This window comes from Pseudomonas sp. MYb185 (assembly GCF_002979975.1).
Classification (GTDB): domain Bacteria; phylum Pseudomonadota; class Gammaproteobacteria; order Pseudomonadales; family Pseudomonadaceae; genus Halopseudomonas.
Genome location: NZ_PCQD01000001.1, coordinates 417,026 through 432,096 on the forward strand (window position 1 = coordinate 417,026; position 15,071 = coordinate 432,096).

General features: G+C 53.1%; 13 protein-coding genes. 8 read left to right on the forward strand and 5 right to left on the reverse strand.

What is annotated here, in order from left to right:
• Window positions 1-15: 15 nt before the first annotated feature.
• On the reverse strand, window positions 16-1,011 hold the full coding sequence (locus tag CQ007_RS01930; RefSeq protein ID WP_105643215.1) for an NADPH:quinone oxidoreductase family protein: 996 nt from the start codon (window positions 1,009-1,011) through the stop codon (window positions 16-18).
• Window positions 1,012-1,242: 231 nt separating this feature from the next.
• Between CQ007_RS01930 and CQ007_RS01935 the strand changes: the two genes are divergently transcribed.
• The 7 genes from CQ007_RS01935 to CQ007_RS18745 all read left to right on the forward strand — a co-directional run bounded on the left by CQ007_RS01935 (window position 1,243) and on the right by CQ007_RS18745 (window position 7,593).
• Window positions 1,243-1,755, forward strand: coding sequence for a nuclear transport factor 2 family protein (locus tag CQ007_RS01935; protein WP_105643216.1), 513 nt, complete (start codon window positions 1,243-1,245; stop codon window positions 1,753-1,755).
• Window positions 1,756-1,786: 31 nt separating this feature from the next.
• A complete protein-coding gene (gene ribBA / locus CQ007_RS01940; RefSeq protein WP_105643217.1) occupies window positions 1,787-2,890 on the forward strand; it encodes a bifunctional 3,4-dihydroxy-2-butanone-4-phosphate synthase/GTP cyclohydrolase II in 1,104 nt (367 codons plus the stop codon).
• Window positions 2,891-3,093: 203 nt separating this feature from the next.
• On the forward strand, window positions 3,094-4,248 hold the full coding sequence (locus CQ007_RS01945; protein ID WP_105643218.1) for an LLM class flavin-dependent oxidoreductase: 1,155 nt from the start codon (window positions 3,094-3,096) through the stop codon (window positions 4,246-4,248).
• A gap of 108 nt (window positions 4,249-4,356) precedes the next feature.
• Entirely contained in the window at window positions 4,357-4,884 is a 528-nt protein-coding gene (locus tag CQ007_RS01950; RefSeq protein WP_105643219.1) for a flavin reductase family protein, read from the forward strand.
• A 178-nt stretch (window positions 4,885-5,062) separates the two neighbouring features.
• The gene (locus tag CQ007_RS01955; protein ID WP_105643220.1) at window positions 5,063-6,697 is read left to right on the forward strand and encodes a class I adenylate-forming enzyme family protein; all 1,635 of its coding nucleotides are present in this window, start codon (window positions 5,063-5,065) and stop codon (window positions 6,695-6,697) included.
• Between the two features lie 50 nt (window positions 6,698-6,747).
• A complete protein-coding gene (locus tag CQ007_RS01960; protein WP_105643221.1) occupies window positions 6,748-7,404 on the forward strand; it encodes a carboxymuconolactone decarboxylase family protein in 657 nt (218 codons plus the stop codon).
• Window positions 7,405-7,593, forward strand: coding sequence for a hypothetical protein (locus CQ007_RS18745; RefSeq protein WP_146114526.1), 189 nt, complete (start codon window positions 7,405-7,407; stop codon window positions 7,591-7,593).
• Between the two features lie 68 nt (window positions 7,594-7,661).
• Here the strand turns inward: CQ007_RS18745 and CQ007_RS01965 are convergent, their stop codons facing one another.
• The 4 genes from CQ007_RS01965 to CQ007_RS01980 all read right to left on the reverse strand — a co-directional run bounded on the left by CQ007_RS01965 (window position 7,662) and on the right by CQ007_RS01980 (window position 13,136).
• Window positions 7,662-10,949, reverse strand: coding sequence for a carboxyl transferase domain-containing protein (locus CQ007_RS01965; RefSeq protein WP_105643222.1), 3,288 nt, complete (start codon window positions 10,947-10,949; stop codon window positions 7,662-7,664).
• Window positions 10,950-11,021: 72 nt separating this feature from the next.
• Window positions 11,022-11,792, reverse strand: coding sequence for an enoyl-CoA hydratase-related protein (locus tag CQ007_RS01970; RefSeq protein WP_105643223.1), 771 nt, complete (start codon window positions 11,790-11,792; stop codon window positions 11,022-11,024).
• 14 nt (window positions 11,793-11,806) lie between these two features.
• A complete protein-coding gene (locus tag CQ007_RS01975; RefSeq protein ID WP_105643224.1) occupies window positions 11,807-12,673 on the reverse strand; it encodes an enoyl-CoA hydratase-related protein in 867 nt (288 codons plus the stop codon).
• A 1-nt stretch (window position 12,674) separates the two neighbouring features.
• A complete protein-coding gene (locus CQ007_RS01980) occupies window positions 12,675-13,136 on the reverse strand; it encodes a nuclear transport factor 2 family protein (RefSeq protein ID WP_105643225.1) in 462 nt (153 codons plus the stop codon).
• A 185-nt stretch (window positions 13,137-13,321) separates the two neighbouring features.
• On the opposite strand from CQ007_RS01980, the gene CQ007_RS01985 reads away from it, so the two are divergent.
• Window positions 13,322-15,049, forward strand: coding sequence for a DUF1302 domain-containing protein (locus CQ007_RS01985; RefSeq protein ID WP_105643226.1), 1,728 nt, complete (start codon window positions 13,322-13,324; stop codon window positions 15,047-15,049).
• Window positions 15,050-15,071: the final 22 nt, after the last annotated feature.

Genomic DNA, 15,071 nt, shown 5'->3' on the forward strand with positions numbered 1-15,071 from the left:
GCTGATGATGTTCCGTCAGTGGAGGTCGCCGGTTGGCGTGATCACCAGTTTGCCGATCAGGCTGCGCGATAGTATGGCCTTGAGCGCTTCCGGCGTCTGCTCCAGCGGATAGGTCTTCGAGATCAGCGGTTCCAGCTTGCCCGCCCTGTACATGTCCGACAGTTGGGTGAAGCTGGCCTGATGCTGAGCCGGGTCGCGTTGCACGGCGGGCCACCAGAAGATGCCAACCACCTGGAAATTCTTCAACAACAGCAGGTTGGCCGGAATCTGCGGAATCTGGCCGCTGGCAAAGCCGACGATCAGCAACCGGCCGTCATGGTTCATGCAGCGCGACATGCTGTTGAAGGCTTCGCCGCCAACGGTGTCCATGCACAGATCGGCGCCCCGGCCATCGGTCAGTTCCAGCACCCGTTGCTTCATATCTTCACGGCTGTAATCGATCAAGTGATGCGCGCCATGTGCCTTGGCAGCCACCAGCTTATCGGCGGAACTGGCGACGGCGATTATCCTGGCGCCGAGAGCCCTAGCAATTTCGATGCTGGCCAAGCCCACTCCGCCTGCGGCGCCCAGCACCACCAGCGTTTCACCCTGTTGTATTCGGCCGCGCCGGACCAGCGCGTAGTAGCTGGTGCCGTACGACGAATAGAACCCGGATGCGGTGACATAGTCCATGCCCTCGGGCACCGGAACCGCCAGTTCGGCACGGGCCACGGCTTCTTCGGCAAAGCCGCCATGGCCATCCCTTGTCAGTGCCATAATCCGGTCGCCTACACGGTGGCGGGTGACATTGGTGCCGGCTTCAATGACTTCACCAGCGACTTCAAACCCTGGAGTGAAAGGTAGTGGTGGTTTGACTTGATACTGACCCTGGATGAGTAGGTTGTCAGGAAAGTTGACCGCGGCAGCATGGACTCTGACTCGGATATCGTCAGGCCCTAAGGGCGGACTGTCCACATAGCCTGATATCAGTGTCTCGGCCGGGCCGTATTCTTCGCAAATGATGGCTCGCATGGTAGCCCTCTCGCTAGTGTTATTCGATGAGAAATAGAGCATGAGCAGCTGGGATACTGGCGTTGGAGCTAGCTCAAGTCAACTTGTATGTTGATTTATTGATTCAAAGGTACGCACTCAGCAAAATGCAATCATTCATCAAGCGAATAGCAATGAGAATCAACCTTTGTGTTGACTAGGGTTGATAAAGATTGCAGGATTGCTCCAAGCAAAAAAGAAAGGATATGCGCCATGTCAGATGTGGAACGCAGACTCAAGTTACTTGAAGACCGGGCTGAGTTACAGGACCTAGCCGTCCGCTATTTTGTCGCGACAGACGATGACGACTACGCGACGATGGAAATGCTATTTGCACCTGATGCCGTCTTCCGTGCGGGCGGATTCACAGGGGGAACTGATCGTGCAGCGATCATGGCGTTTCTTCGCAACGCTAGGGCCAATATGGGCGTCACTATCCACACCCCTCATTACAGCCTGATCACATTTACCGGTGAGAGTAGTGCGACTGGCGTGGTTGGCGCCCACCTTGAAATTGCCATGGGTGGTGAGAGTCTGTTTGGAGCTGTGCGTTATCAGGATGAATACGTACGCCTGGATGGAAAATGGTATTTCGCACAAAGGGAAATGCTGACAATACATATGGGTCCATGGGAGCAGGTAGTGACATCGCTGACCACCGAGTTGCGTGTGCGCTGGCCCGGTAGCGATCCGCAACCGGCCGACCTGCCGGCTCGCCAGGGCTGACCCGTTCAATCGACCATTCAGGGTTGCAGTTATGCAGTTAGACACGATAGAAGACATCATCGAGGACATCCGCCTCGGGAAAATGGTCATATTGATTGATGACGAGGATCGCGAAAATGAGGGCGACCTGGTCATGGCTGCCCAGCATGTCAAGGCTGAGCATGTAAACTTCATGGCCCGCTTTGCTCGAGGGCTGATTTGCATGCCGATGAGCAAGCATCAGGCGGAACGCCTCGGCTTGCGCTTGATGGTGGAACGTAATGACTCGGGATTCGGTACCAAGTTTACTACCTCCATTGAAGCATCCACCGGGGTGACTACTGGTATCTCCGCCGCGGACCGAGCGCGTACTGTGCAAGTAGCGGCGAAGCCAGATGCCCGCGCGGAGGATATTGTTCAACCGGGGCACATCTTTCCATTGATCGCTGAGCCTGGCGGGGTATTGGTACGTGCTGGTCATACTGAAGCATCATGTGATCTTGCCCGGTTGGCTGGGCTGAATGAGGCCGGTGTCATTTGTGAAGTCATGAATGACGATGGGAGTATGGCTCGTCTACCTGAATTGCTTGAATTTGCCCGTGAGCACGGACTTCGTATTGGGACGATTGCTGATTTGATCCACTACCGTGCCGTATATGAGACTACGGTTGAGCGGGTAAGTCAGAGTCAGGTCATGACAGGGCATGGGGAGTTTCTCCTGCACACCTATCGAGATCGGATCAATGGAGATCTTCATCTGGCGCTCACGCAAGGTACGCTGGATCGTTCGCCAACCCTGGTTCGTGTGCAGCAAGCAGTTGCTCTGCGTGATCTGCTGGGTATCCAGATCCCCGGCAGTAGTGGTTGGAATATTCAACGTTGTCTCGCCCGCATCGCAGCGGAAGGGAAGGGGGCACTGGTGCTCCTTGCAGGTCATGAAACATCCAACGACGTGAAACTCAGAGTTGATGTGCTGACAGGCAAGTCTAAGTTGTCCAGAGCTCCTGCAGATGGGGATCCGCTCATGATAGGGGTAGGCTCTCAGATACTCAGGGATCTTGGTTTGGGGGATATGCGGCTGATGGCCGGGCCGGCAAAATATCACGGTATTTCCGGGTTCAACCTGCAGGTTTTTGAGTACGTTGACTGCAACTGACTACGCATCCAGTTTATGCGGTCAAAAGAGGTACTGGTAATTGCAGTAGCATCTATTTTTAAAAATATTATTATTTTTCAGTAAGTTATATGCAGTTTACATGGGTGCTGCTTTTTTTTTTCCATTAAATCAACATTTGTGTTGACTTAATGGTGGGCCCTGATTAATTTGTAAGAACCAAAGAACGGGATGGGGAAGACAATATGAAATTCAATTTGATGCAAACGGGAGTGATTGGCCGCCGGCATGAACTGGAAGCCGGTATGGCCGGCCAGCGGCCCGAGCTGTACCAGCGTTTCCTGGAAGAGGTACGCGGCTATGTACGCCTGGCTGACGATCTGGGGTACGGGGCTTACTGTCAGCCCGAACACCACTTGCAGATCGAAGGGTTCGAGATCAACAACCACCCGGGCATGTTCAGTTTGTATGTAGGCTTACACTCCAAGCGCATGAAGGCCGGCATTATGGGCTATACCCTGCCCACACATAATCCGGTACGGGTCGCCGAGGAAATTGCCACGCTGGATCACATGCTCCAGGGTCGACTGATGGTGGGCTTTACCCGTGGTTACCATGCACGCTGGGTTGACTCCATGGCGGCTCGCCCGGGTGTGAGCGCCACTACACCGGTGAATGCCAAGGCGCGTGACGAGCAGGATGCGCTGAACCGTGAAGTGTTTGAAGAGTCCTTGCAGATCATCAAGAAAGCCTGGGCCAGTGATGTGTTCAGCCACAAGGGCAAGCACTGGGAGTTTCCGCCCAATGGCGGTTCATCGGGTCATCCGGCCTATGCCAGCATGGGTAAAGGCATGGATGCTGATGGGATCGTACGTAAGATCGGCATTGCTCCCAAGTGCTATCAGACCCCCCATCCGAAGATCTATGGTGGCTTTGCCGGCAGCATGCGGACAGTGGATATGTGGGCCCGCGAAGGAGGCAAGCCGATCGTACTGGCGGCGGACCTGGACTTCTGTGACACCTTGTGGAACCGCTATGCCGAAACGGCGCGGGCCCATGAGCGTGATGTTGCCCGTGAAGACGTTGCCGCCTGGGGTGGTTTTTTGATGCTGACTGACGACAAGGACCATGCGCAGAAGCTGATGGCCGAGCATCAATGGTTCTGGGACAAGTGGTTTATTCCCTTCGGTCAGAAGATGCCGAACGTTCTGATCGGCAGTGCCGATGAGATTGCCGACCAGATTGGCCGTGCCCATGACCGTCTGGGCTTTAATGAACTGTTTCTCATGTTTGGCCAGGGCCACCTGGATCCGGAACAGAACAATGAAGAGCTGGAGAAGTTTGCCTCATTGGTTGCGCCACGCTTCTCCACCAAGGATGCCGAAGGCACCATGGTGTGAGCTTGGCAATCACTTGAATATTGGTCGATGGATTTGACCAGTCCCGGCTGCCATTCAGGCCCTATTAGGCTCGAGTGGCAACCGAATCAATTTATCTGGAGGTGCGCCATGACTGATATTCTTGGCGAAGAGAGAAGCGAAATGATCGACCCAAGCCGATTCAGAAAGGTTCTGGGGCATTACCCCACCGGGGTATGCGCTATTACCGCAGTGGATCCAGAAGGGAACATAGCCGGTATGGCGGTGGGCTCTTTTACATCTGTTTCGTTGAACCCACCATTGGTTGCGTTTCTACCTGATCGCAGTTCGACCAGTTGGCCAAAAATAGAGCGTGCCGGGAAATTCTGCGTCAATGTACTGAGCGCTAAACAACTGGATGTCTGTAGGCGGCTTGCCTCCAAGGCCGAAAATAAATTTGAAGGTTTGGATTATTATCTTTCCAAAAATGGGTCGCCCATCATAAAAGATGTTGTTGCGTGGATAGACTGTGACCTGGAACGGGTTGATGAGGCGGGAGATCATTATATCGTTCTTGGCGCTGTCCGTGATCTTCAGATTGAATCTGGGAATGGATCGTTACTATTTTCCCACGGCGAGTATGGTGGTTTTTCGCCACTCTCAACGTGTTCGATATAATCTTGAAAAATGACCATTCATGATGATTGCCTATGATGGTCTGGGGATGGAGATTTAGATAGTAACTGTTCTGAATTTTTCGGTAATACTACAAATAAATACAGATTAAGGTGGCAGGTCCATCTAGAAGCCATGCTGATTGCTCAGAATAATAACCATATTAGTGGGAGAGCCTTCAATGACAAAAAGAAAGGAATGGTTTGAGGTTTCAACTATTGGAGACTTATTGGTGCGTGCGGCCAGTCAGTTTCCGGACCGGGAAGCGGTTATATTTCCAGATGAACGGCGAACCTATCAACAACTTTATGACAATGCTTTGCAGGTGGCCCGTGGGCTGTTTGCACTGGGTGTTCGTTCAGGAGAGCACGTCGGGCTGATGTCTGCCAACTGTCCAGAATTTATAGAAGGACTGTTGGGAGCATCCATGCTTGGATGTGTGGTAGTGCCTATCAACGCGCGGCATAAGGCCAGCGAGATCGGCTATATCATTGAAAATGCCAATCTGGTGGCACTGCTTACAACTGCAGGCGAGAACGAATATACCAATTTCACCCAGTTATTCTGTGATGCGCTTCCCTCTCTGGCCGATGCGGAGTCACCCGCCGCTCTGGCCCTTACACAAGTACCACGATTACGCAGCACCGTTTTACTGCGTGGGGAGGGACGCCGAGGTTTTGTCGGACAACCGGAATTTCTACGGTTGGCGGAGACCATCAATGATGGCGAAGTTCATGCGGCCAGGCTGCGTATAAGCGTAAGTGATTTGGCCTTACTGGTTTATACGTCAGGTACCACGGCGAACCCCAAGGGCTGCATGCTTAGCCATGAAACCATTGTACGTGGATCGGTGCACCGCACACGTACTCGCTACGCTACGAGTGAACACCATATTGCCTGGAATCCAGGCCCTCTTTTCCATATAGCGGCTCTCGCTCCATTTATCGGCGTAATGGGAGTCTACGGCACCTATTTGACGGATACCTTTTTTGAACCGGGTCGGGCAATTGCTCTGATGGAGCAAGAAAATGTCGAAATGGCCTGGCCATGGTTCCCGGCGATTGTGCAGGGTGTGCTGGACCATCCCACATTTGATCCGAGCAAGCTTGCTTCGCTACGAAAAATTATGCTGATTGGCCCGCCGGCGTTGGCGAAGAGGGTTCTGGATACTTTTCCTGGGACGGAGCTGCTCCAGGCATGCGGTATGACTGAGACCGCCGGAATCTTTGCACTGAGCGACCCTGAGGATACTCAGGAGCAGCGAATTCACACCCAGGGTCGTGCTGCTGTAGGTATGGAAGTGCGTATCGCCAGCCTAAGTGGCGAGGGGGATGCCGCGCCCAATGAGGTGGGGGAGATTTTGGTGCGTGGATACTGTGTGATGGATGGTTACTACCGTGACCCGGAGAAAACCGCATCAAGCCTGGATAAGGACGGTTGGCTACATACTGGCGATCTCTACCTGCGTACAGAAGAAGGTAGCCTGATTTTCAATGGTCGCCTTAAAGACATGCTCAAGGTTGGAGGTGAGAATGTCGCTGCAATTGAAATAGAAGCCTATCTCTGTGAGCATCCTTGTGTTGCTATCGCGGAAGTGGTCGGTAAGCCTGATCCGCGTTTGGATGAGGTGCCAGTTGCGTTTGTCGAGCTGAAACCGGGTAAAGCTGCTCAGGCTGAAGAGCTGATTGAGTTTTGTAAGGGTAACATCGCCAGTTTCAAAGTGCCCCGCGCCATCTATTTCATGAACCCGGGAAGTTGGCCAATGTCAGCGACGAAGGTCGACAAACGTGCGCTGAGAAATATGTTGTGCGAATAAGCCAGGTAGTGTCTATGAGGTTTTATGAAAGCTAAGACAGAGGTCTATTCATGGCGTTGACACTTGACTCTATCCATAGAGTGGTACAGGAAGTAGTGAAAGATGTGAAGGAGGGAGAGCCTCTGTCAGAGCTCGATGCTGTTCTTGTAGGTCTGGCTGTGCGCGCGTCACCTTCAGCTCTGGATGTTGTGGGTGTTGATAAGTATGTGCGCCTTGCGCTTGATGCCGGAGCTACCTCTGCACAGGTGCATGAAACGTTGGTCCTGGTTTCAGGGCTTGGTGTACATACACTCATGGCAGGTTCACCGATTGTAGCTTCCGTATTGCTTGAGCGGAATGACCCCTTGATGCTTGAACCGTTCGATTCCCAGCGGCAGAAGCTGTGGTCTACCTACATAGGCAACGATCCGTTCTGGAACAGTATGGAACGAGAGGTTCCCGGTTTTCTTGAGTCTTTGCTGAGACAGTCACCGGACGCATTTGAGGCATTCTTCCAATACTGCGCTGTTCCATGGAAAACGGCAGCGTTGCGAGCCTATATCAAGGAATTGATTTCACTGGCGGTGGACGCCTCACCAACTCATCGCTTTTTACCTGGCTTGCGTTTGCATTTAGCGAATACACTTCAGCTTGGGGTTGGCCGCAAGGCGATTTTACAGACACTGGCCATTGCCGCTGCGGCTCCTGCCCACGAAGGGGTTATATAGATGATTGGACATATTCCACTGAGTGCAGACGATCAAGCTGAAGGTCTTTATTTTGGCAATATGCTGTTGAGAAAGTACTCCAGAAACGTGAGTTTACGGGAAGAGGCAGGTGAAGAACGTTCAATGAGCGTAGCAGAGAAAATAATTCATATGTTTTTCACGCCAACAGAGACTGGTCGGGTGGCGTGAGTTAGCCTGATCATCCAGGCAGTGATCCCACGGCATCAGCAGTGGGATCACTGCAGGTTTTATTCAGTCTACCAAGTATCAATGAATGGCCGCTTTTTCCCTCGTTTCTGGTTCGGGGTTCTTGCTGCCTGTATGCATTGCATCAGCCATTGACGCGAGTCTGCCGGGTCAATGACAGCATCGAACTCCAGCGATGCTGCTACGTTGATGGCTTTCCCCTGCTGATAGAACTTGTCGACGAGACGATCGAATAAAAGCTTTTGTTCGTCAGGGTCAGCGATGGCATCCAGCTCAGCCCTGTAGGCGAGTGTCACTGCTCCTTCAAATCCCATTCCTCCAAACTCGCCAGTCGGCCATGCTACGGTTGATAGGGGAGCGTGGAAGGACCCGCCGGTCATGGCCATGGCACCGAGACCGTAACCTTTGCGGACGATCAAACTGAAAAACGGCACATTCAAATTGGCAGCGACCGCAAACATGCGACTGGAATGACGAACGTGCGCAGCTTTCTCGCTGTCAGGGCCGACCATGAAGCCGGGCGTGTCGCAAATACTGAGCACCGGCAGATCAAAAGCATCGCAAAGCTGAAGAAAGCGTGCCGCTTTATCTGCGCCATCGGCGTCTATTGCACCACCGAGTACCTTTGGATTATTCGCTATGATACCCAGAGGATGACCTTCCATACGTACTAACGCGGTAATCATATTGCTGGCGAATTGCTCACGTAGCTGAATAGCGCTGCCGCAGTCAGCGAGTGTCTCTATTGCTGACCACATATCGTAGGAGCGCAAGCGGTTCTCGGGTATGGCATATCGCAGTTGACGCTGGTCGTCACACTTCCAGTGGGTAAGCGCCCCCTGGAAATAGCCAAGCATCTGTTTGGCAATCAGGGTGGCATGGGTTTCGTCTTCTGCAAGATAATCCACCACGCCGTTGTGGGTTTGCAAATTGACCGGGCCTATATCTTCAGCGGCGAATGTGCCGAGTCCTGCACCTTCTACCATTGCGGGACCCGCCATACCGATATTGGCGTCTTGGGTTGCAATTATGATATCACTGGAGCCAGCCAGGACAGCATTGCCGGCGAAGCATCGACCACTGACGATACTGATGCGGGGGGCCAGTCCACTCAGCTTGGCGAATTGCCAGAAGCTGGGCATATTCAGTCCGGTCGCACGTGTAGCATCATCATCATCCCCTGGCCGGCCTCCACCACCTTCGGCATAGAGAACAACAGGTATTTCCAGCTCAGCGGCAATTGTCAGCATACGGGAAAGCTTTTTGTGGCTCATGAGTCCTTGTGTACCGGCCAGGACCGTATAGTCGTATGCAAGTACTAAAGTCCTGGCTTGCTGAGGACCGAACTGGCTGCCATTGATTTGACCAATTCCGGCGATCAAGCCATCCGCTGGGGTCGAGTGGGACAACTCTTCTACTGACTGCCGACCACGTCTTGCCGCGAATGTCAGAGCGCCGTATTCCATAAAACTGTCGGGGTCACATAGATCATGGAGATTTTCTCGGGCCGTGCGTTTCTGCATGGCATGACGACGTTCCACGGCTTGAGAGCGAGCAGAGTCCACAACCCGTGCATGCCGGGCCAGAGCCTCGGCCAGATCCGCTCTGATCGCTTCAAGGTCTGGTGCTTCGCTGCTTGCGTCCACTGCAAGAGTGTCCACGGCGGCCGGCTCGATAAGGAAAAGCGTTTGATGTTCGCTGATTGCGGTGCCCGCCGTCGCGGCAAGGCGGCGTATGATACCGGCTTCAGATGCATTGATTGTATGCTGCATCTTCATTGACTCAATTACTGCCATCAGCTGTCCGGGCCGGACCGGCTGATCCTGTGCTACACAGAGCTCCACCAGCAGCCCGCCCATGGGTGCCTTGACGGGAAGCAGGCCTTCCTCCTCACTGAGGTTGGGCTCAATGCCAACTGCTGCGATAGCATCGGCATATTGAACTGGGTGACAATGCGCTGATGTGGCGACCAGTTGCTCCAAGTGTTCGTCAATGAAACGTGTGTAGACCTGTTGGCTGGCCACATCAGGATGACAAAGCAGATTCTTGAGAAACTCGATGTTGGTCTGCACACCCTGGACCCGGGTTTGACACAGGGCCCGATAGGCTCGACTGACCAGTCCATCGAAGCTGGTCGCTGGCGTATGCAGAATCAGTTTCATCAGCAGCGAGTCATATCGTGGATTGCTTGTGTAGCCTGCATAACCGAAGCTATCAATTCTGATGCCGGGGCCTCCAGGTGGCTCGAATATATCGAGCGTACCGCCTGCTGGACGGATATTGCCATCCTTTTGCAGCATCTCCATGTTCACTCGTAGTTGCATGGCGTAGCCCAGGGGTTGTGGAATATTGGGTTGCTGCAGATTCATGCTACGTAGTGTTTCGCCGCTGGCCAAGCGCAACTGAGTCTGAACAAGATCAATACCAGTCACTGCTTCGGTAATGGTATGTTCCACCTGGAGGCGAGGGTTTGCCTCGATAAAGAAAAAGCGATCAGTGCGCGAATCCAACAGGAATTCAAATGTGCTCAGGCTATTCAGTTGTACAGCATTGGCCAGAGTAAGCGCTGCTTCGATCATGGCGTTCCGCAGACAGGGGCGCAGAGTCGGGCTGGGTGCGACTTCCACCACTTTCTGGTGCTTGCGTTGTAGGCTGCACTCTCTCTCCCATAAGTGGACTACCTCTGAGCCGTCGCCAACAATCTGTATCTCGAGGTGCCGGGCTTGAGGAATCATTTCCTCTATATACAGATCGCCATTACCGAAGGCAGAAAGAGCCTCGGTCCTGCATTGCTGAAAAGCATCTTCCAGGTCGTCGATGTGCTGGACGATACGCATACCGCGCCCGCCCCCACCTGCAACTGCTTTGAGTAGAGCAGGGCTTGAATGGGGAAGATGTGAAAGAAACTCTCTGGCTTGTCGCAAGTCGGTACTGGCATCAAGTCCTGGAATAACCGGAACGCCACACTGCTTGGCCAGCACCCTGGCGCTGGCTTTGTTACCCAGACGTTGAAGTATGTCTGGGTTGGGCCCTACAAAGGTTATGCCTGCTGTTGCACATAGTCTGGCGAACTCTGCTTGCTCACTAAGAAAGCCGTAACCTGGGTGGATGGCATCGCAGCCGTGCTGCTGTGCGAGTTCTACTATTTGTGTGGCATCAAGATAGGCCGCGACGCCAGTGCCCTCAAGCATGACACTCTGATCAGCGATTCGAATATGCAGCGATTGTGCATCGTCCGCCGGAAAGACTGCCAGACTGGCTATGCCAAGGTCTGCGGCGGCGCGTGCGATACGGATGGCTATCTCGCCTCGATTGGCAATAAGAAGCTTGTTAATCATGTATTGGCCCCTGTCTGGATATAAAAAAGGCCGGGCGCTTCTGCACCCGGCCTCAGATACTGCAAATCCTGATCAGCGACCTTTCCATTCCGCCTTGCGCTTTTCAACAAAGGCGTTACGGCCCTCCAATACATCTTCGCTGGATGCGTATTCCTCGATCGGTTCGAAACGAGTGGCGAGAGCCACCTCCAGAGGGTAGTCCAACCGGCTCATGGCTGCATCCTTGGCTGCCTGGTTTGCCAAGGGAGAGGCTGCTGCTATTTTTTCAGCCCAACTGAGTGCGGCTTCTGCAAGCTTGGGATACTCGACGACCTCGTTCACCAGTCCATAAGAGAAGGCGTCCTGGGCGCTCATCCGATCACCGGTCAGAATCATCCCCATTGCAATACGTTGTGGCAACTGGCGTACGGCGCGATGAACCACACCACACTCACCAATAATTCCAGCTTTGGTTTCGGGCAAGCCAAACTGAGCATTGTCTGCGGCAACAATAATGTCTGCACACAGGGCCAGCTCGAACCCACCACCCAGCGCATAGCCTTGAACTGCAGCTACCAGTGGCTTTTTCAGTTTTACCAAGGGGCCGCCAATACCGGTAAGTCCACCGCCAACGCCCATGCGTGATGTGCGCTCAGTACCGCCGCTGATATCACCACCGACGCAGAATGCGCGTTCTCCTTCAGCTGAGAGGACGGCTACCCAGATTTCCGGGTTGCGGTTGATTTCCTGCCATGCCTCATAAAGCGCTTGGTCCATCTCACCATTAATGGCATTCAGAGACTTGGGTCGGTTCAGACGTACATGGGCAATATGGCCCTCAACATAAAAGTCTATGTTCGACATGGCTTGTGTTCCTGTTATTCCGGTGTTTTTGTCATGGGTGTCAAGGGAGTAGTGGGAGCTGAACGATACAGTTTGATGGTTTCTTTTAGCCCCAAATCGGCTAGTTTCTGCTTCATATCCAGCACCGACGGTGCCAGATGGAGCAAGGCATCCATTTCTGCAACCGCAGCGCCAGCCGAACGGAAGCCCATGGCTTCGGCTGCACGGTTGATCGAGAGCTTTTTGATGCGCAATACATCGGGAGGAGTCAGAGCGATGCGCTCAGCCAATCCTTCAACGCAGTCAATGAGTTGATTTGGAGTCACGCTGTGATTTGCCCAGCCCCACTCGACGGCAGTCTTGCCATCGATGCTGTTGCCAGCAACGAAAGCCATTTCCTTGGCGCGTTTCGGGCCCACCAACGGTACCCAAAGAGGCGCAATATATCCGCCTCCCATAGGAATAGTGGGCTCGCCAATCCTGGCATCATCCGTTACCACGGTAATGTCTGCATGTACGCACATTTGCGTGGCACCAGCCAGACAGTACCCATGAACGGCAGCAATGATGGGTTTTGGGTGATCCCACATTGCAAGGTAGCGATCCACATTACGGCGCAGGCGAGCGTGGTCGGCAATTGGATCAGCAGCCAGGCTGCCGTAGGTGCCCGCTTTGCCCACTTGGCCGATGTCGTAGCCAGCAGAGAAGCCGCGACCTTCGCCACGTATGCCGATGACCGGGCCGCCTTCATGTATCAGGCATTGCAGGGCGTCAGAAAACTCATCAAGCAGTTCATTGGATAGGGCATTAGCACTTTCAGGCCGGTTGAGAACCAGCCAAGAAATCGGCCCACGATGCTCAATGCGAATATGTTCGTACGTATGCGGGGACGCGGTGCTCATCTCAAACCCGCCCTATCGGCAAGGTTTTCTTGACATGGAAATCCTGATCGCCGGTAACGCGTAACTCGCGACGTTTGAATTGCCATTGGCCATTTATCTGCACGATCACATCGTGATACTGGCCCCACACATGGCTATCGGGCATGTCACGGTTATAGCGATGCCAGGCGTACAGAATTGAACGTACGCTGGCCTCATTCGGCCCCGTGAAGTCGACGACAATATTCGATACATGGTGACTGGTGGCTTTGAAAAAGCTGCCTACTCCTTCCAGAGTCTTGGCATAGGCTTCTCGGCCCTGTGCCCCAAAACCGCCTGGCCCGTAGATTACTTCGCAGTCTTCAGTAAACAAAGCGGCAAGCTCGGATGTCTGGTTCATGTCCAGGTGAAACGCGTAGGTAAACAGCAGGCGCTCAATGGCTTGGGTATCAAGGATTTGTTGCAGTTGGTTTTGTTGTGTCATGGCTTTCTCCTTTGTCAACGTAATAGTTGACTAGGTGTGCATGTTTGTCAACGCCAGTGTGAATTTTTATTAGATAGGCGCTGGCTTAGAAGGGTACGCCAATTTTTGCTCAAATCAACGCAGTGGTTGACAGATGGCGATGTCGAGTGCTTATATCAACGCTGAGGTTGAAAAAAGGTGTTCAGATGAAACAGGTGCATGGATGTGAATACGCATTCAAACACCGTTTGGCTTGCTGTCTAACAGCAAACATTAATGGGCTGGAGAACCTAATGAAAATAAGAAAAGAACAATGGAATAGGCTTGGCACCCCGCGGTTTGGTCGCACGACACTGGCAGCATCAGTTGCGCTGGCAACAGTTTTCAGTTCCTGCGCTGCACAGGCGCTGACGCTGAGGTCAGATAATGATTGGCATATCAACTTCGACACATCTCTGCAGTGGCTTGTGGGGGTACGGGCAGAATCACGTGATTCGCGTATCGCCAATGACCCTCTGCACCACTCAGCCAACTATAAATTCGATCGTGGAGACTTGGTCACTAACCGTGTTCAGGGTATGTTTGAGCTTACGGGCGTGTATCAGGATCGGATGGGCTTCCGAGCGTCGGTCAACGCCTGGAATGATTTTGCTTACGATGATGATGTAGAGGTCAGACCCGGCTACGTATCCAATTATCGCGGTGGAAAGTACAGTAGCCATACGAAGAAATATCATATCCGCGGGGCTGAGCTAGGCGATGCGTTTGTGTTCAGTAACTTCGATGTGGGTGATCGTGCCGCGTCAGTGCGTCTTGGGCGTTTCAGCCAGCAATGGGGTAACGGAATATTTTTCGGTTACTCCTCGATTTCCTTTGGCCAGCATCCCATGGACTTCATCAAAGGCTTTTCTCAGCCGGGATCATCCATCAAAGAGCTGGTTTTGCCGCGCACCCAGGTATATGGAAGCCTGGAGCTGAACGATGAGTGGGCTATTGCTGCGCAGTATTTTCTGGAGTGGCGCCCCAATCGCTTTCCAGAAGGTGGAACTTATCTGGCTCCGGGCGATATTCTTTTTGAGGGTCCCCAAGATGGTGGGTTAGTTGTACCTGGCGGTAGGCTTGGAAAGAGCGACGATCCAGATCATATCAATGATAACTTCGGTATTCGGCTGGATTGGTCTCCGCAATGGGCCGGGGGGGACCGCTTTGGTTTCTACTATCGTCAGTTTGATGAACCAGAACCCGTTGCGACATTGAACTATCCGCAAGTTGAGCTCAAGTACGCCGATAAAACCAAGATGTACGCGATGTCGTACGAAACGGCTATCGGTGGAGCCAGTCTGGGTTTTGAGGTCAACTACCGGAAGGATACGGCTTTGGCCTCGGCTTTTCCGACCAGAGTCGCCAAAGGCGATTTGATCAACGTCATTGCTAATACAATGATCAACTTCTCAGGGAATACCTTGTGGGACGCTGCCATGTTCCTGGGTGAGGTTACCTATACGCACCTTGAAAAGGTTCACGACAAAGATCTTTACAATGGTGAAGGCTATGCCTGCGCAGCCACCAATAGAGTAGGCTGTGGTACCGACGATGCTGTCGCCATAGCCTTTCTGTTTGAGCCGTCTTGGCTGCAGGTCTTCCCCTCCGTGGATATCAGTCTACCGATTTCGTTCCAGTACGGAATCAATGGCACGCCTGCCTACGCTGCTGGCGGGTTTTATGCGGAGGATTCAATTATTGCCTCCATAGGCGTAAAAGCCGCGTATGCACAGAAGCACTATTTCGCTCTGCAATACCAGGATTACCACTGGAATCCAGATGGCCGAGTAGTAGGTGGTGGTCCCGCGGGTGATACCTATGCAGGCGGCAATGGCCCTTATGCGCTGAATGACAAGGGGTGGGTCTCGCTGTCTTATAACACCTCTTTCTGATGAGGGAAGGCAAAGGCTAAGT

Excerpts from the sequence above, each read along its gene's own strand:
- CQ007_RS18745 (WP_146114526.1), top strand. The coding sequence starts at position 7,405 with ATGATTGGACATATTCCACTGAGTGCAGACGATCAAGCTGAAGGTCTT.
- CQ007_RS01930 (WP_105643215.1), bottom strand. The coding sequence starts at position 1,011 with ATGCGAGCCATCATTTGCGAAGAATACGGCCCGGCCGAGACACTGATA.
- CQ007_RS01985 (WP_105643226.1), top strand. The coding sequence starts at position 13,322 with ATGAAACAGGTGCATGGATGTGAATACGCATTCAAACACCGTTTGGCT.
- CQ007_RS01970 (WP_105643223.1), bottom strand. The coding sequence starts at position 11,792 with ATGTCGAACATAGACTTTTATGTTGAGGGCCATATTGCCCATGTACGT.
- CQ007_RS01945 (WP_105643218.1), top strand. The coding sequence starts at position 3,094 with ATGAAATTCAATTTGATGCAAACGGGAGTGATTGGCCGCCGGCATGAA.
- CQ007_RS01965 (WP_105643222.1), bottom strand. The coding sequence starts at position 10,949 with ATGATTAACAAGCTTCTTATTGCCAATCGAGGCGAGATAGCCATCCGT.
- CQ007_RS01980 (WP_105643225.1), bottom strand. The coding sequence starts at position 13,136 with ATGACACAACAAAACCAACTGCAACAAATCCTTGATACCCAAGCCATT.
- CQ007_RS01950 (WP_105643219.1), top strand. The coding sequence starts at position 4,357 with ATGACTGATATTCTTGGCGAAGAGAGAAGCGAAATGATCGACCCAAGC.
- CQ007_RS01935 (WP_105643216.1), top strand. The coding sequence starts at position 1,243 with ATGTCAGATGTGGAACGCAGACTCAAGTTACTTGAAGACCGGGCTGAG.
- CQ007_RS01960 (WP_105643221.1), top strand. The coding sequence starts at position 6,748 with ATGGCGTTGACACTTGACTCTATCCATAGAGTGGTACAGGAAGTAGTG.
- ribBA (WP_105643217.1), top strand. The coding sequence starts at position 1,787 with ATGCAGTTAGACACGATAGAAGACATCATCGAGGACATCCGCCTCGGG.
- CQ007_RS01975 (WP_105643224.1), bottom strand. The coding sequence starts at position 12,673 with ATGAGCACCGCGTCCCCGCATACGTACGAACATATTCGCATTGAGCAT.
- CQ007_RS01955 (WP_105643220.1), top strand. The coding sequence starts at position 5,063 with ATGACAAAAAGAAAGGAATGGTTTGAGGTTTCAACTATTGGAGACTTA.